The 18,605-nt window shown below is 70.5% G+C and carries 17 protein-coding genes and 3 pseudogenes; 11 read left to right on the top strand and 9 right to left on the bottom strand.

The features are described from left to right. Positions 1-196: 196 nt before the first annotated feature. The gene (gene thpR, locus GA0115233_RS36385; protein WP_093724612.1) at positions 197-769 is read left to right on the top strand and encodes an RNA 2',3'-cyclic phosphodiesterase; all 573 of its coding nucleotides are present in this window, start codon (positions 197-199) and stop codon (positions 767-769) included. 136 nt (positions 770-905) lie between these two features. On the opposite strand, the gene GA0115233_RS36380 is transcribed toward thpR, so the two are convergent. Continuing rightward, positions 906-1,757 (bottom strand): aldo/keto reductase, encoded by an 852-nt coding sequence (locus GA0115233_RS36380; protein ID WP_093724611.1) that lies wholly within the window; start codon positions 1,755-1,757, stop codon positions 906-908. Between the two features lie 83 nt (positions 1,758-1,840). Here GA0115233_RS36380 and GA0115233_RS36375 point away from each other — a divergent pair, with 83 nt between their 5' ends. The 4 genes and pseudogenes from GA0115233_RS36375 to GA0115233_RS36360 all read left to right on the top strand — a co-directional run bounded on the left by GA0115233_RS36375 (position 1,841) and on the right by GA0115233_RS36360 (position 5,618). Further along, complete coding sequence (locus tag GA0115233_RS36375) at positions 1,841-3,490, top strand: recombinase family protein (protein ID WP_093724610.1); 1,650 nt, start codon at positions 1,841-1,843, stop codon at positions 3,488-3,490. A 252-nt stretch (positions 3,491-3,742) separates the two neighbouring features. After that, the gene (locus tag GA0115233_RS42065; protein WP_250743496.1) at positions 3,743-4,093 is read left to right on the top strand and encodes a hypothetical protein; all 351 of its coding nucleotides are present in this window, start codon (positions 3,743-3,745) and stop codon (positions 4,091-4,093) included. Positions 4,094-4,137: 44 nt separating this feature from the next. Further along, positions 4,138-4,572 (top strand): annotated as a pseudogene (locus GA0115233_RS36365) (recombinase family protein); the annotation flags it as partial. Positions 4,573-4,628: 56 nt separating this feature from the next. Further along, positions 4,629-5,618: an aldo/keto reductase gene (locus GA0115233_RS36360; RefSeq protein WP_093724609.1), complete on the top strand. Its 990-nt coding sequence runs from the start codon at positions 4,629-4,631 to the stop codon at positions 5,616-5,618. A 141-nt stretch (positions 5,619-5,759) separates the two neighbouring features. Here the strand turns inward: GA0115233_RS36360 and yidD are convergent, their stop codons facing one another. From yidD to GA0115233_RS36340, 4 genes are all read right to left on the bottom strand, one after another. Beyond that, complete coding sequence (yidD, locus tag GA0115233_RS36355; protein WP_093724608.1) at positions 5,760-6,176, bottom strand: membrane protein insertion efficiency factor YidD; 417 nt, start codon at positions 6,174-6,176, stop codon at positions 5,760-5,762. A 53-nt stretch (positions 6,177-6,229) separates the two neighbouring features. Next, positions 6,230-6,862, bottom strand: a complete 633-nt coding sequence (locus GA0115233_RS36350) for a maltokinase N-terminal cap-like domain-containing protein (RefSeq protein ID WP_093724607.1) — start codon at positions 6,860-6,862, stop codon at positions 6,230-6,232. Between the two features lie 17 nt (positions 6,863-6,879). Next, entirely contained in the window at positions 6,880-7,464 is a 585-nt protein-coding gene (locus tag GA0115233_RS36345) for a Uma2 family endonuclease (protein ID WP_093724606.1), read from the bottom strand. An 88-nt stretch (positions 7,465-7,552) separates the two neighbouring features. Continuing rightward, positions 7,553-8,236 carry an SGNH/GDSL hydrolase family protein gene (locus GA0115233_RS36340; protein WP_093724605.1) on the bottom strand — a complete coding sequence of 228 codons (684 nt, stop codon included), beginning with the start codon at positions 8,234-8,236 and terminating at the stop codon, positions 7,553-7,555. Positions 8,237-8,351: 115 nt separating this feature from the next. Between GA0115233_RS36340 and GA0115233_RS36335 the strand changes: the two genes are divergently transcribed. Both GA0115233_RS36335 and GA0115233_RS36330 read left to right on the top strand, forming a co-directional pair. Beyond that, the gene (locus tag GA0115233_RS36335; RefSeq protein ID WP_093724604.1) at positions 8,352-9,335 is read left to right on the top strand and encodes a hypothetical protein; all 984 of its coding nucleotides are present in this window, start codon (positions 8,352-8,354) and stop codon (positions 9,333-9,335) included. Positions 9,336-9,342: 7 nt separating this feature from the next. Then, positions 9,343-9,945: a hypothetical protein gene (locus GA0115233_RS36330; protein ID WP_093724603.1), complete on the top strand. Its 603-nt coding sequence runs from the start codon at positions 9,343-9,345 to the stop codon at positions 9,943-9,945. A gap of 10 nt (positions 9,946-9,955) precedes the next feature. Here the strand turns inward: GA0115233_RS36330 and GA0115233_RS36325 are convergent, their stop codons facing one another. Then, positions 9,956-10,729: a TetR/AcrR family transcriptional regulator gene (locus GA0115233_RS36325; RefSeq protein WP_093724602.1), complete on the bottom strand. Its 774-nt coding sequence runs from the start codon at positions 10,727-10,729 to the stop codon at positions 9,956-9,958. A 99-nt stretch (positions 10,730-10,828) separates the two neighbouring features. On the opposite strand from GA0115233_RS36325, the gene GA0115233_RS36320 reads away from it, so the two are divergent. Continuing rightward, positions 10,829-11,800 carry an ATP-binding cassette domain-containing protein gene (locus tag GA0115233_RS36320; RefSeq protein WP_093724601.1) on the top strand — a complete coding sequence of 324 codons (972 nt, stop codon included), beginning with the start codon at positions 10,829-10,831 and terminating at the stop codon, positions 11,798-11,800. Continuing rightward, positions 11,797-12,619: pseudogene (locus tag GA0115233_RS36315) on the top strand (ABC transporter permease). Before GA0115233_RS36320 ends, GA0115233_RS36315 begins: the two are co-directional and overlap by 4 nt. A 61-nt stretch (positions 12,620-12,680) precedes the next feature. Here GA0115233_RS36315 and serC read toward each other — a convergent pair. Next, positions 12,681-13,799: a phosphoserine transaminase gene (gene serC / locus GA0115233_RS36310; protein ID WP_093724600.1), complete on the bottom strand. Its 1,119-nt coding sequence runs from the start codon at positions 13,797-13,799 to the stop codon at positions 12,681-12,683. 92 nt (positions 13,800-13,891) lie between these two features. On the opposite strand from serC, the pseudogene GA0115233_RS36305 reads away from it, so the two are divergent. Further along, a pseudogene (locus GA0115233_RS36305) lies at positions 13,892-16,770 on the top strand (FAD-binding and (Fe-S)-binding domain-containing protein). A 133-nt stretch (positions 16,771-16,903) separates the two neighbouring features. After that, positions 16,904-17,842 carry an EamA family transporter gene (locus GA0115233_RS36300; protein WP_255310468.1) on the top strand — a complete coding sequence of 313 codons (939 nt, stop codon included), beginning with the start codon at positions 16,904-16,906 and terminating at the stop codon, positions 17,840-17,842. A gap of 57 nt (positions 17,843-17,899) precedes the next feature. Here the strand turns inward: GA0115233_RS36300 and GA0115233_RS36295 are convergent, their stop codons facing one another. Further along, entirely contained in the window at positions 17,900-18,244 is a 345-nt protein-coding gene (locus GA0115233_RS36295; RefSeq protein ID WP_093724598.1) for a DUF397 domain-containing protein, read from the bottom strand. Continuing rightward, positions 18,210-18,605 (bottom strand): DUF5753 domain-containing protein (locus tag GA0115233_RS36290; protein ID WP_218063618.1); only part of this gene is annotated, 396 nt, incomplete at its 5' end. The genes GA0115233_RS36295 and GA0115233_RS36290, both read right to left, overlap by 35 nt.

The raw sequence follows: 18,605 nt of genomic DNA, 5'->3' as shown, positions 1-18,605 counted from the left end.
CGGGGACGTGGGGGCGGTCGCCGGTGGCAGCGCGGGGCGTGCCGGGCACGGTGGGCTGTGGCGGTGCGGGGGACCGAGAGCGGTCGGCCGTGGCGTGTGCCGGAGGCTGGGGGCCGTCGGCCGTGGCGCGTGCGAGGTGCCCGGGGCGGTCGGCCGTGGCGCTGTGATCCGCGTGGCGCGGTGGCAGGGTGGGCGCATGAGACTGTTCGCCGCCCTGCTGCCGCCAGCGGACGTGGTCAAGGAACTCGCCACCGAGGTCGACGCGCTGCGCGCCCTGCCCGGCGCGGACGCCCTGCGCTGGACCGGCCGCCCCGGCTGGCACTTCACCCTGGCCTTCTACGGCGAGGTGGACGACGATCTCGTCGCCGCGCTGTCGGACCGACTGTCCCGGGCCGCGCACCGGACCGCCCCCTTCGGCCTGGCGCTGCGCGGCGGCGGTCAGTTCGGCCACGGCCGAGCGCTGTGGGTGGGTGCCGAGGGGGACCTGGAGGCCCTGCGCCTGCTGGCGGACCGCGCGGAGTCGGCGGGCCGCAAGGCGGGCGTGGCGATGGGTGAGCACCGCCGCTACAAGGCCCACCTGACGGTGGCCCGCAGCCGGACGGCCGTGGACACACGGGCGTACCGCACGTTGCTGGACACCTTCACGGGCCGCACCTGGCAGGTCACCGAGCTGACCCTGGTCCGCAGCGACCTGCCCCGCTCCGGTGTACCCGGTGAGCAGCCCCGCTACGAGCCGGTCGCCCGCTGGCCGCTCGGAGCGTCCGGTTAGGCTCGTACCCGTGGACCCGAAAACCCGCAACCGGATCATGGCCGGTGTGCTCGTACTGATGTTCGTTGTAGTGGCCCTGGCGTCGGCGCTGGGCGGTTAGTGAGGGGGCGCCCCCGGGAGGGGCGCCCCGCTCCTGCTACCAGGCGAACGCCTCCGGAGACGGCCCCGGGCCCGGGAAGACCTCGTCCAGCCCCGCCAGCAGTTCCTCGCTCAGCTCCAGCTCCACCGCCCGCAGGGCGGAGTCGAGCTGCTCCGCCGTACGCGGGCCGACGATCGGGCCGGTCACGCCGGGCCGGGTGAGCAGCCAGGCCAGCGCCGCCTCGCCGGGCTCCAGACCGTGCTTGTCCAGCAGGTCCTCGTAGGACTGGAGGCGGGCCCGCGCCGCCGGGTCGGCAAGGGTGTCGGCGGCCCGGCCGGAGGCGCGCCGCCCGCCCTCGACCTCCTTCTTGATGACCCCGCCGAGCAGTCCGCCGTGCAGCGGCGACCACGGGATCACCCCGAGCCCGTAGTCCCGCGCGGCCGGGATGACCTCCATCTCGGCGCGCCGCTCGTAGAGGTTGTACAGGCACTGCTCGCTGACCAGGCCGTACGAGCCGCGCCGGGCGGCGGTCTCGTTGGCCTGGGCGATCTTGTAGCCGGGGAAGTTGCTGGACCCGGCGTAGAGGATCTTGCCCTGCTGGACCAGGACGTCGATGGCCTGCCAGATCTCCTCGAACGGGGTGTCCCGGTCGATGTGGTGGAACTGGTAGACGTCGATGTAGTCCGTGCCCAGCCGCTTCAGCGAGGCGTCCACCGCGCGGCGGATGTTCAGCGCCGAGAGCTTGTCGTGGTTGGGCCAGGCCGGGCCGTCGGGGCCCATGTTGCCGTACACCTTGGTGGCGAGGACGACCTTGTCGCGGCGGTGGCCGCCCTTGGCGAACCAGCTGCCGATGATCGACTCGGTGCGGCCCTTGTCGTCGCCCCAGCCGTACACATTGGCGGTGCTCAAAGATCAATTTTGACGCCATGATCCAAACTGCATACCGTCACCCTTTGTGCGCGATACGTGACACAGCGGAGAGGGGGGCGAGCATGGCGAGAGTTCTGGGTGTGATCCGTCTGTCGAGGGTGTCGGACGAGACCACATCGCCGGAACGTCAGCGTCGGTCCATCCAGCGATGGGCCGATCAGGAGGGGCACGTCGTCGTGGGGTGGGTCGAAGACATCGACGTGTCCGGCGCGGTAGAGCCGTGGAAGCGTCCGGAGTTCGGCAAGTGGCTTCCCTCGACCATCGGGAAGGAGGTCAGCGCGATCGAGCACCGGATCGCGGTGGAGGAGTCGCGCGCCGACGAGTACGACATCATCTGCGCGCTGAAGATCGACCGTCTCTCGCGACGCGTGCTCCACGTGCACGCCCTCCTGGAGTGGTGCGAGAAGAACGGCAAGGAGGTCGCCACCGTCGAGGACGGGATCAACCTCAACACGCAGATGGGGAAGCTCCTCCTCAGCCTGATCGCGTCCTTCGCGGAAGGAGAGCTCGAAGCCATCAAGGCGCGGGCCAAGTCCTCGTACAACCACCTCGTGAAGGAGGGGCGCTGGCGCGGTGGCCGCACTCCGTACGGCTACCGGGAGGAGAAACAGGAGACCGGCGACGGATGGAAGCTCGTCCCGGACGACTACGGGACCGACACGGCCGGGACGCTCCGTGAGATCGTCCGCCGTCTCATCGCGGGCGAGTCGGCGAACAGCATCGCGCAGTGGCTCAACGAGGACGTGTCGAAGACCCCGACCTCACTCGACGCCCAGATGATCCGTAACGGCAAGACCCCGAAGGGAAGCCGCTGGACCGCCGCGAACACGGCCAAGGTCGTACGTTCCCGCTGCATCCTGGGGCAGATGGAGGTGTCCGAGGAGGTGATGGTCGACGGGGAGAAGACGACACGACGCCGGGTCGTCCGGGGCGCGGACGGCCAGCCCCTCCAGCGCGCGGAGCCTCTGATCACGCACGAGGAGTGGGAGCTGGCCAACAAGAAGCTGGACGAGAACACCAGCAAGCGCAACGGCAACCGCAAGGGTGGGTCGCCCTTGCTCCAGGTCGCGTTCTGCACATGTGGGGAGCCGGCGTATCTCGCCCCTGGCCGTAACTGGCCCTACTACCGCTGCGCCTCCCGTACCACGCACAAGCCGTGTCCGACCGGAAGCAAGGGCATCGCGGCGCACACGCTGGAGGACGCCGTCGGGAAAGCGTTCCTCCTCGCTGCCGGGGACGTCGAGATCGTCCGGAAGGTCTTCCGGCCGGGCGTGGACTACACGCGCGACATCGAGGAAGTGAACCGCGCCCTGTCGGACCTGAGGGAGGACCGCGAGGCGGGCCTCTACTCCAGTGAGCTGGGCAAGCAGGAGTACCGGGAGGCGTACAAGCGGTTGGACGCGCGACGTGAGCAGCTCATCGCGCAGCCCACGCGCCCGGACACCTGGGAGGAGATCCCGACAGGAGAGACCTACCGGGAACGGTGGAGCACGTTGTCGACCCAGCACGAAAGGGGCAGGGAGCTACGCGCCGCAGGGGTCAAGGCCGTCATCCATGCCGAGCCGATTCCCGGGATGACCGCCGCGCAGCTCATGGCTCCCGATGGCCATGACGGGATGTGGCAACACCCAGTCGGGAGGGTTCAGGTTCTGATCCCCATGGATTTCAAGCAGCGTCTGCGCAACATGGCGGCGGTCCACAGCGAAGGCTGACCGACAACTGCATGCGACGAGGAGGGCCCTGTGGTCGGGGCCCTCCTGCGCGTTTGTAGGATGCCCGGCAGGTCGCCGCCGTCGCTCCCGACCGCAAGAGACCGAGTTCAGGCCCGATGCCTTGGGCGCCCAACCTGTGAAGCGCCGTGCCTCCCGCACGGCACCCCCGCGAAGAAGGGAGACGCATGTCCCGCCGTCCGGCGGGGTCGCCGGCGCACCCTCGTGCACCTCACAGGAAGGAGCCGCGAACCAGTGGCCATCAGCTTCGGTCATGACCGGCCGTGGGGCGGAGTCTCCCAGCGCGAATACCAGCGCAAGGCGCAGGACCATCTACACCCGCTGGCCTACCGTGTCCACTTCGCCGCCATCGGATGGGCCGACCGTCACGGGCACGCAGCCTTCGCCCCCGGGAAGCTGGCCACCCTACTCGGCAAGGACGGCAAACCTCTGTCTGACCAGAGCACGAACAACGCGATCGCACGCGCCAAGAGGCTCGACCTTGTATCGCCCCGGTCGGGAGCCGCTTGCCTTGTGCTTGGTTCTCACCTCTTCCAGAAGGGGAAGGGCGCTCCGGTGCCGTGCCGCGTCCATCAAGACCGGTGAACAACACACCGCACGTGTAGCCAGCACACGTCAACACCGACCGGCCGGAGCTGCGGTCAGCAATCGACTACGCCCGCGCCGGCGACACTCTGTGCGTTTGGAAGCTCGACCGCTTCGCCCGGTCACTCATCGACCTTGTGACCATGGTCGACACGCTTCGGGAGCGTGGTATCGGGTTCAAGGTGCTCACGGGTGCACTGGCCAACATCGACCCCAGCACGGCCGATGGCCGTCTCATGCTCCAGGTGGTAGGAGCCATGGCGGAGTTCGAGCGCAGCCTCGTCATGGAGCGCACCCGCGCCGGACTCGACGCAGCCAAGGCGCAGGGGCGTACCGGCGGACGGCCGTCCGTCGTGAACGAGGACGTACTGACCGTGGCCCGCGCGAGGAAGGCGAAGGGAGAGAGCGTCAGTGCCATCGCCAAGGCTCTGGGCGCCTCCCGGGCCACGCTGTACAGGCGCCTCGGAGACGACTCCTGACGGTGGAACCTGATGCCCTTGCCTGGAGCGGACTCGAAGCAGTTGGCTTGTGGCCCATGAAGTACACCCAGCTCGGACGCACCGGACTCAAGGTCAGCCGACTCGTTCTCGGCACGATGAACTTCGGTCCGCAGACAGACGAATCAACCAGCCACGGCATCATGGACGCCGCTCTCGACGCGGGTCTGAACTTTCTGGATACGGCCAACGTCTATGGGTGGGGTGAGAACAAGGGCCGCACCGAGGAGATCATCGGAACTTGGTTCGCCCAGGGTGGCGGGCGGCGCGACAAGGTCGTCCTCGCCACCAAGGTGTACGGGAATATGGCGGGCGACGGGGATGTCTGGCCCAACCACGACAAGCTCTCCGCGGTGAACATTCGACGGGCCGTCGATGCCTCCCTCAAGCGGCTGCAGACCGACTACATCGACATCTACCAGTTCCATCACATCGACCGGTCGACGCCGTTCGAGGAGATCTGGCAGGCGATCGACGTCCTGGTCCAGCAGGGCAAGATCCTCTACGCGGGGTCGTCCAACTTCCCCGGCTATAAGATCGCCCAGGCCAACGAGACCGCCGCCCGGCACGGCCGCATGGGCCTGGTCAGCGAGCAGTGCCTCTACAACCTTGCTGAGCGCCGCGCCGAGATGGAGGTCATCCCGGCCGCCCAGGACTACGGCCTCGGTGTCATCCCCTGGTCTCCGCTGCACGGAGGACTGCTCGGCGGCGTCCTCAAGAAGGAGGCCACCCAGGGGCGTCGGGCGAGCGGCCGCGCTGCCGACGCGCTCAAGGACACCAAGACACGCGAGCAGATCCAGGCGTACGAGAACCTCCTCGACAAGCACGGCCTGGAGCCCGGTGAGGCGGCACTGGCCTGGCTGCTGACCCGCCCCGGCGTCACCGGTCCGATCGTCGGCCCTCGCACGCAGGAGCAGCTGGACTCGGCGCTGCGCGCCCTACAGCTGGAGCTGAGCGAGGAACTGCTGACGTCTCTGGACGAGATCTTCCCCGGTCCCGGACCGTCTCCCGAAGCCTTCGCATGGTGAGGTAGCGGGTCTGTGCCGGAGTCGTCGCCTTCTGCTTGCGTTCGAGGCGAGTGGGAGGCCGACGAGTCGGCTGACCTTGAGTCCCGTGCGTCCGAGCTGCGTGTACTTCATGGTTCCCAAGCCAACGGCGTGGAGTGGACTCTAGGCAAGCGGATCCAGCCCGCCGCGCCGCCGCGCCCGCCCCGGCGTGCAGCGCAGCACCCGGCGCACAGTGAGCAGCCCGCCGCGCAGGGCGCCGTAGCGGTACAGCGCCTGGACCGCGTACGTCGAGCAGGTCGGCGTGTAGAGGCAGCGGGGCGGGGTGCGGGGGCTGATCTCGCGCCGGTAGTGGACGACCGCGCGGTACAGCAGCCGGGCGGCGCGGCCGTGAGGGACGGGCGCGGCGGGGTCGGCCGGGCGGTGCGAGTTGAGGGTGAGCAGGGTCAGCAAGGCAGTGAGCACGGTGGCCTCACGGCAGGGGGCGGTGACCGTGGACCACCACAGGTGGGTGTCGAGGCAGCCCTCCGCGCAGCCGCAGCAACGGTTCTTCCGCCGCTTCTCGCGATATCCCGCGCCCATGTCCGCCGTGCCCCCTGGTGATCACCCGCACCGGCCCGCAGCGTCTCACACGCTCAGGCGGACCTGGTCAGCACAACTGCGAACACCGACCGCACCGAGGCGCCGTCGGCCGTCGTCCAGTGCCCGGCGACATGGCCGAGGGCGTCGGAGGGCGGGACGTCGGAGTCGCCGAGGCGGCGCCGGACGCGGACGACACAACCGGCGGTGGTGTGCAGGTCGGTGCCGTCCTCGTCGTCCAACGGGGCGCCCTCCGGCCGCAGTTCGGCGTCCCCCTGGTACGAGCGGACGATGTCCGGGTCCGGGGTGCTGTCGACGCTCTGCATCTGCGGCTCGGCACGGCCCTCGAACAGCGCGAGCAACGCCGCGACGCAGACCGGGTCGTGGGCGCCGTCATAGGCCCAGCGGGTGCCCAGCACACCGTGCTCCATGGTGCCGACGAGCGCCTGCTCGGCGCCGGGGAGCGGGGCGCCGCGATAGGTCAGGGGGACGTGGTAGGCGGTGCCGTCGGCGTCGGTGACGACCATGAACTCGATACCGACCTCGCCCTCGGGGTCGTCCAGCCGGAATCCGCCGGCCTTCGCCAACTCCGGTGCGGCGGAGCCCCGGTACCAGGTGCGGGTGGGGAGCCAGGTGCTGAGGAGTTCGAGCTTGGTGGGCTTGATGGTGGTGCGGTGGATGATCGACATGCGACGGATTCTGTCAGTCAGTCGCGGGGGAACTCATCGGTTTTCAGGGTGAGGCCCAGGGGGGTGGTGGCGGCGTCCACGTCCGTGCCGAAGGCGACGGACGTTTCGGTGAGGTACTTCCCGTCCTTGGGCTGGGTGTAGAGGTGGCTCTTGCCCTGGTAGGGATCGACGATGAGATACACGGGGATGTCGGCCCTGGCGTAGGCGGTCTTCTTGGGCCCGTAGTCGTTGTGTGCGGTCCCCTTCGAGATGACCTCGGCCACGAACTCGACGTCCTTGCAGTTCCACAGGCCTTTGGCGTCCTTCTCCGCGTCCTCCTTGACGAGCGTCACGTCGGAGGCGAAGCCGTTGAGGTGACCGGGGTAGTCGACGCGGACGTCCGACTTCACGCGGTTGCGGGGGTACTTGGCACGCAGTTGCTCGACGATGTCCAGGATGATCTCCCAGTGCGTGTCCCGCTGCGGCGACATGAAGATGGCCCCCTCGACGATCTCGACCTTGTATCCCTCGGGGGTGATTCGCTCAAGCGACTCGAACAGCCCGTCCAGAGTCAGCTCGTCGCACTCGTCGGCCATCTCGATCCTGTCTTCAAGGACGGTCATCGTGGCGCTCCTCCCCGGCTGCCCCTCACACAGGTGCAGCCGCGCAGTCCAACGATACGGACGCCACCCCGGAAGCGCCGGAATCCGGTCAATCCGATCCGGCCCCGTACGCCTGACCGATCCCCCACCCCTGCCACAGCGCGTCCGCGAAGGCCGCCGCGATCTTGTGTTCGCCGTCGGCGTTCGGGTGGGTGCCGTCGTAGGTGTCGCGGTCGAGGTCGTACGAGGGCGGCGGGGAGGTCAGCAGCAGGGGTGACCGGGGTTCGTCGAGGTCGGCGACGGCCTTGGCGAGCAGTTCGTTGAACAGGCTCACCTGGGCGCCGAAGTCGGGCTCGTCCACGGCCCGGATGTTCGGGATGACCGGCAGGACGGCGATCCGCACACCGGGACGGGCGGCCCGCGCCTGTGTGATGAACGCCCGTACGTTCTCCTCGGTCTGCTCGGCGTTCGTGTAGAACCCCAGGTCGATGAGGCCGAGGGCGACGAGCAGCACATCGGCCCGGTGCTCCCGCACCGCGTCCCCGATCACCGGCGCCATGTGCAGCCACCCCTCGCCCCACCCGGCCAGGTGGGCGCGGGGAAAGTCGGGGTCGGCGTACTCGTACGAGGTGGGCGCGTCCGTCGCCTTGTCGTACAGCGTCTCCCGCGGCCCGACCAGGCGGAAGGGCCCGCCGTACGTATCGCGCAGGTGCTGCCACAGTCGGTAGCGCCAGGTGTGCTCGCCCGCGCTTCCGATGGTCTGGGAGTCACCGACGGGCATGAACCTGAGCATCCGCTCATGATGAACGATCCGGCGCCTGGGTGGGGTGTGACCCCTGACACGCCCCGCCGGTCAACGGGCCGGGCGGACCCTCCGAACCCCGCCCCGGGATGGCAACCTTGACCGCATGCGTCGTCCCTTCGCCGTCCTCGCCGCCGCCCTGCTCGTGGGGGCGTTCGCCGTGCCCGCCTCCGCCGCCGACGGGGACGAGGGGTTCACCATCAAGGACCCCCGGATCACCGAGTCCAGCGGACTCGCCGCCTCCCGGCAGCACCCGGGTATCTACTGGACCCACAACGACAGCGACGACGGCGCCTATCTCTACGCCGTGGACAGCGCGACCGGGGAGACCGTCGCCACGATCACCATGACCGGGGTCGGCGCGCCGCGCGACGTCGAGGCGATCTCCATCGGTCCGGACAACCAGCTCTACGTCGGGGACATCGGGGACAACCTCGGCGGCACCTGGCCGCACGTGTGGATCTACCAGCTGCCCGAGCCCAAGGAGCTGCGGGACCGGACGATCAAGGCCACGCAGTACGTCGTGAAGTATGAGGGCGGCGCGCGGGACGCCGAGTCGCTGGTCGTGCACCCCAGGACGGGGCGCGTGTACATCGTCGACAAGAAGGAGGACACCGGGCACCTCTTCGAGGGGCCCGAGAAGCTGTCCGCCTCCGGTACGAACGTCTTCAAGCCCATCGCCGAGATCGACAACCTCCAGGCCACCGACGCCACCCTCTCCCCGGACGGCCGCAAGCTCGTCGTCCGCAGCTACTTCGGCGCCGCCGCCTTCGACTGGAACGGCGGGGACATCAAGAAGACCGGGCGCCTGAGCGTCCCCTTCCTGGGGCAGGGCGAGTCCGTCACCTACACCGCCGACGGGACCAGGCTCATGTACGGCGCCGAGGGTGCGGAGAGCTCCGTCGAGCCGGAGGACGCCCCCGATGTGGAGGAGGGCGACTCCTCCTCGGGGTCCGGGAGTTCGGCCTCCGGCAGCGGCGACGGGGGAGCGGACGGGGGTGACGGCACCGTGCGGAACGGGGCCATCGCCGTCGCCGTGGTGGTGGCCGCGCTGATCGGCGTCAGCAGGCTGCGGCGGAAGGGGCGGTAGCGGGGGCGTGGGGGCGGACATCGACGGGGCGATAGAGGCGCGCGGGCCCGGTGGCGGCTGGCAGTGCGCGGTCGATCTGCTGGACTTCGGGCTGGGGCGGGACCGCCATACCTGGGACTGCCTCTTCGGCTTCGGCTCCGAACTCGGCGTGGAACGGCCCCTGTTCGAGGCGCGGGGGCTCCCCGGCGACGCCTCCGCACCCGTCGCCGAGACGGCCGCGCTGGACGCGCAGTACGGCCACACCCACGCCACCTGGTCCGAGATCGCCGCCGTCGACTGGGACGCCCCGCTCTGCGACGCCCCCGCCTATTCCCTCGTCGGCGTATGGCGGCCGGGGCCGGACGGCGAACTCGCCCTGGACGATGTCATCCGCGTGACCGTCGAGATCCTCGACGCGGCGGAGGAACAGTTCGGCGCGGACCTGATGCCTCCGGAGTGGCCCGAGGGCGGTGAGGTCCGGATGGGCGACGAGGTGTACCGGGCGCTGGTCCTCACGGCTCGTACGTTCGTCGAGCCGGACGGCGGATGGCAGCCCGTGTGGACCGCCATGCGTGAACTGGCGGCCCGGTACGGCGACGACAACGTCCGGCTGGTCGTCTGGTTCGGGTGAGCCCCGGTCCTCAGCCCTGGGAGGCGCGCCGCTCGACGAGTGTCTCCAGCCCGTCCAGGATCCGCTGCAACCCGAACTCGAAGTGGTCGAACCCGGTCGGCGACCACGTGTCCTCGTCCAGTGCGGCGAGCAGCGGGTAGCGGCCGGACATCATGACCTTCTCCAGTACCGGCTGCTGGGCCTGCCAGAACTCCGTGTCCGTCAGCCCCGTCCGCCGTTCCGCCTCCTGCTGGTACAGCTGGGTACGGGCGGCGCCGACGACGTAGTTGTCGATCATGATGATCGCCGAGATCAGCTCCCGGTCGGCCAGCCCCATCTGCTTGATCGGGGCGAGGATCTTCTCCATGCCGTCCAGCGCGCTGGGCCCGAGGATCGGCCGGGACTGGTTGACGTACAGCAGCCAGGGGTGACGGCGGTACAGCGCCAGGTTCTCGCGGGCCATCGCCTCCAGCGCCGAGCGCCAGCCGCCGTCGCCGAGGTCGGCCGCGTCCTCGGAGGGGCGCTGGACGCGGTCCAGCATCAGGTCCAGCAGCTCGCCCTTGCCGGGGACGTAGCGGTACAGCGACATGGTGCCGGTGCCCAGTTCGGCCGCGACCCGGCGCATGGACAGCGCCTCCAGGCCGTGCTCGTCCGCCAGCCGGACGGCCGCTTCCACGATCCGGTCGATGCTGAGCGACGGCTTCGGCCCCCGCGTGGGGCGCCGGCCGGTGTCCCACAGCAGCTCCATCGTGCGGGCGACATCCCCGCTGCCGCTGGTCTCCGTACCGTCCGTGGCGCTTGTCATGGCCTCAGCTTAGGACCTCTGGGAGGGCCGGGCGGAAAAACTGAGTACGACGTACGCGAAATAGTGTACGGTGTACTCAGTTATGGAGAAGGGGGACCCATGAACGACGGATTCGCCGTACGCGCCGAAGCCCTGGAGAAGCGCTACGGCGCCAAGCGCGCCCTCGACAGCTTCGATCTCGCCGTCCGGGAGGGCACCGTGCACGGGCTGCTCGGTCCGAACGGCGCGGGCAAGACCACCGCCGTGCGCATCCTGTCCACGCTGCTGCGGCTGGACGGCGGCCGGGCGACGGTGGCTGGCCTGGACGTGGCCCGGCAGCCGCGCGAGGTGCGCGCCCGGATCGGCCTGACCGGGCAGTACGCCGCGGTGGACGAGGTGCTCACCGGCCGGCAGAACCTGGAGATGTTCGGCCGCCTGTTCCACCTCGGCCGCAGGCGGGCCGCGGACCGCGCCACCGAGCTGCTGGAGCAGTTCGACCTGACCGACGCCGCCGACAAGGGCGTCGGCGCCTACAGCGGCGGTATGCGGCGCCGCCTGGACCTCGCCGCGTCGATGATCCTCGCCCCCGCTGTGCTCTTCCTCGACGAGCCGACCACCGGCCTCGACCCCCGCAGCCGCGGCGAGGTCTGGGAGTCCGTGCGGGCGCTGGTGGCGGGCGGCACCACCGTGCTGCTGACCACCCAGTACCTGGAGGAGGCCGACAAGCTGGCCTCCCGCATCACCGTCATCGACCAGGGGCGGGCCATCGCCGACGACACCCCGGACGGGCTGAAGGGCCTCGTCGGCGGCGACCGGATCGAGGTCGTGGTGGCCGCGCGCTCGGAGATCCCGCGCGCGGTGAAGGTCGTCTCCCGGGTCTCGGACGGCGAACCCGAGTCCGACGACGAGGAGTTGCGGGTGCACGCCCCCGTCACCGACCGGGTGGGCGCGCTGACCGAGGTCGCGCGCACCCTCCAGGACGAGGGCGTCCGGGTCGAGGACATCGGGCTGCGCAGGCCGAGCCTCGACGACGTCTTCCTGCGCCTGACCGGACACCGCACCGAGACGACGCAGAAGGAGACGGCCGCATGACCGCAGTGGACCTGAGCCCGCACACGACGGGCGGGCGCACCTACTGGCTGCTGTCCGACGTGTGGAACATCGTCCGCCGGGGCCTGACCCACTACCAGCGCCAACCGGTGAACATCGCCTGGCAGTTGGGCTTCCCGATCCTCTCCGTCCTGCTCTACGGCTATGTCTTCGGCAGCGCCATGAAGGTGCCCGGCGGCGGGGACTACAAGGACTTCCTGATGCCGGGCATGTTCGTGATGACCATGGCCTTCGGCTTCATCAACACCGCCACCGTGGTCGTCTACGACTCCACCAAGGGCGTCATCGACCGCTTCCGCTCCATGCCGATGGCCTCCTCCGCGGTGGTCGCCGGACGCGGGGTGACCGATCTGCTGGTGGCCTGCGCCGAGTTGGCCATCATGATGCTGACCGCCCTCGCCATGGGCTGGCGCCCGGACGGTGGTCTCGGCTTCCTCGCCGCCTTCGGACTGCTGCTGTGGCTGCGGTTCTCGCTGATCTGGCTCGGTGTGTGGCTCGGCCTGATCGTGCCCAACCCGGAGGCGGCGGGCGGTCTGTTCGCGGTCGCCTTCCCCTTGACGATGATCTCCAGCATCTTCGTCGCCCCGCAGCTCATGCCCGACTGGCTGGGCTGGGTCGCGGCCTGGAACCCCCATCTCCTCCACGGCGGCGGCCACCCGTGACCTGTTCGGCACCCCGGTCGGCGGCGGCGACTCCTGGATCGAGCAGCACGCTTTGCTGATGGCGGGCGTCTGGCCGGCCGTCCTGACGCTGATCTTCCTGCCGCTGGCGGTACGACGGTTCCAGAAGCTCGGCAGATGACGGGGACGGCAAGGGGCGCCCGGCGGAATCCGCCGGGCGCCCCTTGCCAGTGCCGTAAGGACTACAGCTTCTCGATCACGTAGTCGACGCACTTCGTCAGCGCCTCGACGTCCGCCGGGTCGATGGCCGGGAACATCGCGATACGGAGCTGGTTGCGGCCGAGCTTGCGGTAGGGCTCGGTGTCGACGATGCCGTTGGCGCGCAGGACCTTGGCGACGGCGGCGGCGTCGATCTCGTCGGCGAAGTCGATGGTGCCGATGACCTGCGAGCGCTTGGCCGGGTCGGTGACGAACGGGGTGGCGTACTTGCTCTCCTCCGCCCAGGCGTACAGCCGGGTCGAGGAGTCCTTCGTACGGGCCGTGGACCACGCCAGACCGCCCTGGCCGTTGATCCACTCCAGCTGCTGGTTGAGCAGGAAGAGGGTGGCGAGCGCCGGGGTGTTGTACGTCTGGTTCTTGCGGGAGTTGTCGATCGCCGTCGGCAGGCTGAAGAACTCCGGGACGTGCCGGCCGGAGGCGTGCACGCGCTCGGCGCGCTCGATGGCGGCCGGGGAGAAGACGCCGATCCACAGGCCGCCGTCGGAGGCGAAGGACTTCTGCGGGGCGAAGTAGTAGACGTCCGTCTCGGCGATGTCCACCGGCAGACCGCCGGCGCCGGAGGTGGCGTCGACCAGGACCAGGGCGCCCTCGTCGGCGCCGGCCACGCGCTTGATCGGCATGGCGACACCGGTGGAGGTCTCGTTGTGGGTGAAGCCGTACACGTCGACGCCCGCCTCGGCCCGCGCCTCCGGGTGGGTGCCCGGGTCGCTGGAGATCACGGTCGGCTCGGCCAGCCACGGGGCGAGCTTGGCGGCCTTGGCGAACTTGGAGCTGAACTCGCCGAAGGTGAGGTGCTGGCTCTTGTTCTCGATCAGGCCGTGGGTGGCGATGTCCCAGAAGGCGGTGGAGCCGCCGTTGCCGAGGACGACCTCGTAGCCGTCCGGGAGCTGGAACAGCTCGCTGATGCCCTCGCGGACCTGGCCGACGAGGTTCTTCACCGGGGCCTGGCGGTGGGAGGTACCGAGCAGAGAGGTTCCGGTCGCGGCGAGGGCGTCCAGCGCCTCCGTCCGCACCTTGGAGGGGCCAGCGCCGAAACGTCCGTCGGCGGGCTTGATGTCAGCGGGAATCTGGATCTCAGCCACGCAGTGAGGTTAGCCGGTACGGGAAACCTGGGCGAAATGAAGTCCGTCGGCTGAGACGTGGCGTCCGGAACGGTGTTTGGAATGCTGTCCGCATGACGGATCCAGAGGCTGATCTGCGCAAGGCCGTACGCGGCGAGGTCCGCTTCGACGCCACCGCCCGGGCCCTGACCACCATGGACGCCTCCAACTACCGGCGGGTACCGCTGGGCGTGGTCGCGCCCCGTGACGCCGACGACGTGGCCGCCGTCCTGGAGGTCTGCCGGGCCCACGGCGTCCCCGTCGTCCCGCGCGGAGGCGGCACCTCCATCGCCGGACAGTCCACCGGAACGGGTGTAGTGCTGGACTTCACCCGCCACATGAACCGCGTCCTCTCCCTCGACCCCGAGACCCGTACGGCCGTCGTCCAGCCCGGCCTGGTCCTGGACCGCCTCCAGGAGACCGCCGCCCCGCACGGCCTGCGCTTCGGCCCCGACCCCTCCACCCACAGCCGCTGCACGCTCGGCGGGATGATCGGCAACAACTCCTGCGGCTCCCACTCGGTGGCCTGGGGGACGACGGCGGACAGTGTGAGGGAGCTGGAGGTCATCACCGCGCGGGGCCGACGGTTGCGTCCGGGCCGCGACTGGGCGGGAGCCCCTGAGGGCCTGCGCGCCCTCGTGGAGTCCGAACTGTCCCTCCTCCGCACCGGATATCCGCAGGCCCTGCCCCGCCGCATCTCCGGATACGCCCTCGACGCGCTGCTCCCCGAGAACGGTGCCGACGTGGCCCGCGCCTTCTGCGGCTCCGAGGGCACGCTCGGGGTGCTCACCGAGGCGGTCGTCGACCTCGTCGCCGCGCCACGCGCGCGTGCCCTCGCCGTCCTCGGCTACGCCGATGAGGGCGCCGCCGCCGAGGCCGCGCCCGGACTCCTGCCGCACGGCCCGCTGACGGTGGAGGGCATGGCCGCCGACCTGGTGCCCGCACCGGTCGACCTGCCGAGGGGCGGCGCCTGGCTGTTCGTGGAGACGGGCGGCGAGTCGGCGGCGGAGGCACGCGCGCGTGCGGAGGCGATCGTGCGGGCGTCCGACGCCCTGGACACCTTGATCGTCACCCACGCGGCCGGACAGCGCGCCCTGTGGCGCATCCGCGAGGACGCCAGCGGCACGGCGACGAGGATGCCCGACGGCAGCGAGGCGTGGCCCGGCTGGGAGGACTGCGCGGTCCCCCGGCCCGCCTGGGCCCGTACCTACGGGACTTCCGCGCCCTCATGGCTTCCCACGGTCTGCGCGGCACCCCGTACGGCCACTTCGGCGACGGCTGCATCCACGTACGGATCGACTTCGACCTGCTCAGCGAGGCGGGCGTGGCCCGCTTCCGCCGCTTCTCCGAGGAACTGGCCGACTTGGTGGTCGCACACGGCGGCTCCCTGTCCGGGGAGCACGGGGACGGCCAGGCGCGGGCGGAACTGCTGCCGAGGATGTACGGGGAGGACCTGGTCCGGCTCTTCGAGCGGGCCAAGTCGGTATGGGACCCGGACGACCTCCTGAACCCCGGCGTGCTGGTCCGCCCGGCGCCCCTGGACACCAACCTCCGCTTCTCGGTCCTGCCCCGCGAACCGGTGGACGTGGCCTTCGGCTACCCGGCCGACAACGGCGACTTCACGGCCGCCGTACGCCGCTGCGTAGGCGTGGCGAAATGCCGTACGACGACGGCGACCGGCCCCGCCGTCATGTGCCCCTCCTTCCGCGCGACGGGCGAGGAGGAGCACTCCACGCGGGGCCGCGCCCGTCTGCTCCACGAGATGCTCGCGGGCGAGGTGGTGACGGAGGGCTGGCGCTCACCCGAGGTCCGCGACGCCCTCGACCTGTGCCTCTCCTGCAAGGGCTGCCGCTCGGACTGCCCGGTCGGGGTGGACATGGCCACGTACAAGGCGGAGTTCCTGCACCACCACTACGCCGGTCGGCGGCGACCGGCGGCCCACTACTCGATGGGCCGGCTGCCGGTGTGGCTGGGCTGGGTCGCGCGGCTGAGGGCGGCGGGGCTGGTGAACGCGCTGGCGTCGGTGCCGGTTCTGGCGGCGCTGGGGAAGCGGGTCGGGGGAGTGGCGCCGGAGCGGGCGATCCCGAGGGTGGCGCAGGAGCCGTTCAGCAGGTGGTGGCGACGGCGCGGGGGACCTGCTGGCGATGACGGCCCGCTGGTCGTGCTCTGGCCGGACACCTTCACCGAGCACCTCTCGCCCTCCGTCGGGCGGGCGGCGGTGCGGGTGCTGGAGGCGGCGGGGCTGCGGGTGGCGCTGCCGCCGACGTTGCGGATGCGCGGGCGGCCGGTGGGGGACGGGCGGACCCGGTGGGCGGTGCCGCTGCTGGGCGCGGGACGGCGGGGGCGGGTGTGCTGCGGCCTCACGTACGTCTCCACGGGCCAGCTCGACCAGGCCCGTGCGGTCCTGCGCCGGACGCTGGACCTGCTGGAGCCGGTGCTGGCGACGGAGGCCCCGCTGGTGGTGCTGGAGCCGAGTTGCGCGGCGGCGCTGCGCTCGGACCTGCCGGAGCTGCTGCACGAGGACCCGAGGGCGGCGCGGCTGGCGGCACGGGTGCTGACGTTCGCGGAGGCACTGGAGCGCCTGGCCCCCGACTGGACGCCGCCCGCCGTGAACCGCCCGGTCACCGGCCAGACCCACTGTCACCAGCACGCGGTGCTGGGGGACGCGGCGGACCGTCGCCTGCGCGCGGCGGCGGGGCTGTCCGGCGACCTGAACGGCGGCTGCTGCGGCCTGGCCGGGAACTTCGGCTTCGAGAAGGGGCACTTCGAGGTGTCGCGGGCGTGCGCGGAGGAGCGGCTGCTGCCGTCGGTGCGGGAGGCGGGGGAGTCGGCGGTGGTCCTGGCGGACGGGTTCTCGTGCCGGACGCAGGTGGAGCAGTTGGCGGGGGTGCGGGGGAAGCACTTGGCGGAGGTGTTGGCGGAGGGGCTGGGGGACGAGGGCCTGGGGGACTAGGGCTGAGGAGGGGCTTCTCACACTCTGGGACAGCCCCAAAACGGGTTCACACGCCTGACCGAGTCCACTACCCTGAACTCGGAAGTACATCGTGATGCACGAATCTATCCCAGCCCGAGCCCCAGGACCGCCCGTGAGCACGCCAGCCGCCGCCACCTCCACCGCCTCGTCCTCCTCCGTGCCGGTCGGTGCCCCGCGCCGTTGGGGCTCGATGGGCCCGGTCGGTCTGGTCCTGGCCGGCGGTGTCTCGGTCCAGTTCGGCGGCGCCCTCGCGGTGAGCCTGATGCCGAGGGCGGGCGCGCTGGGCGTGGTGACACTGCGGCTGCTGGTGGCGGCCGTGGTCCTGCTCGTGGTCTGCCGCCCGCGCCTGCGCGGCCACTCCCGTACGGACTGGGGGACGGTGCTGGTCTTCGGCATCACCATGGGCGCGATGAACGGCCTCTTCTACCAGTCGGTGGCCCGCATCCCGCTGGGCCCGGCGGTCACGCTGGAGGTGCTGGGCCCCCTGGCCCTGTCTGTCCTTGCCTCCCGCAGAGCCGTGAACCTGATCTGGGCGGGCCTGGCCCTGGCGGGCGTGTTCCTGCTCAGCGGGGGTGGCTTCAGCGGCCTGGACCCGGTGGGCGTGGCCTTCGCGCTGGGCGCCGGTGCGATGTGGGCGGCGTACATCGTCTTCAGCGCCCGCACGGGGCGCCGGTTCCCCCAGGCGGACGGCCTGGCGCTGGCCATGGCGGTGGCGGCGGTGCTGTTCCTGCCGCTGGGGGTGGTGGAGTCGGGCGGCAAGCTCCTGGACCCGGTGACGATCGGGCTGGGCGCGGCGGTGGCGATCCTGTCCTCGGTCCTCCCGTACACCCTGGAACTCCTTGCCCTCCGCTCCCTCCCCGCATCGACTTTCGCGATCCTGATGAGCCTGGAGCCGGCGCTGGCGGCAGCGGCAGGCTTCCTCATCCTCGACCAGGCCCTCTCCACCACGGAGTCGCTGGCCATCGCCCTGGTCATCGCGGCAAGCATGGGGGCGGTACGGACTCAGGTGGGTCGGGGGAGGGCGAAGGCGCCGGGGCCGGAGGCCGGGTAACTGGCAGGGCCGCCCACTTCATCGGAAGCGGACGGCCCTCGGGACGGGACTGTTGCGTCAGCCGAAAACCCCGGCCGCGGTCGCGGAGACGAAGCGGGCGAAGCTCTCGGGGGTGACGGTGAGGGCTCCATGGGCGGGGTTCTTGGAGTCGCGGATGGCGATGTGGGGGGTTAGGTCGGCGACTTCTACACATTCGCCGCCTGTGCCGCTGCTGTAGGAGGACTTGGTCCAAGCGGCGGTGGCGATGGGAGTGCACTCGACGCAATCACCGCCGGTGCCGCCGCCGTAGGAGGACGTCCGCCATACGGCGTTGCCGAGAGGCGCGCACTCGACGCATTCGCCTCCGGTGTCTCCGCTGTACGACGACTTACGCCAGGTTGCGCCCGTCAGGTTGGTCTCCATACCGTTCCTCCATCACGCGGGCGATGAGGGCGGCCGATTCGTTCACGGAGAGAGCGGCCGCTTGCAGATGATCGTATCGGACCGAACCCTCCTTGACTGCTTCAGGATTGGCCGTCATGTGCCCTTGGACGAAGTCCTCGGTGTAGATGAGGTCGGGGTCCTTGTCGAAGCGCAGGATGGTGAATGAGCCCATAAGCCCTGTGTGCGCCCCTGCCGTGAACGGCAGGATTTGAATTTCGAGCCACTGGCGCTTTTGAAGCGACAGGAGATGCGCCAACTGCTCGCGCATTACCTCGCGTCCGCCCACCTCTTGGTGAAGCACCGCCTCGCTTAGCACCACCCACATCACCGGGGGCTGCTC

Origin of the sequence: Streptomyces sp. DI166, assembly GCF_900091315.1 — a bacterium.
GTDB classification, from domain to species: Bacteria; Actinomycetota; Actinomycetes; order Streptomycetales; family Streptomycetaceae; genus Streptomyces; species Streptomyces fuscus.
The sequence above is the reverse complement of the archived record's forward strand: the minus strand, read 5'-3'. Positions and strand labels throughout refer to the sequence as shown.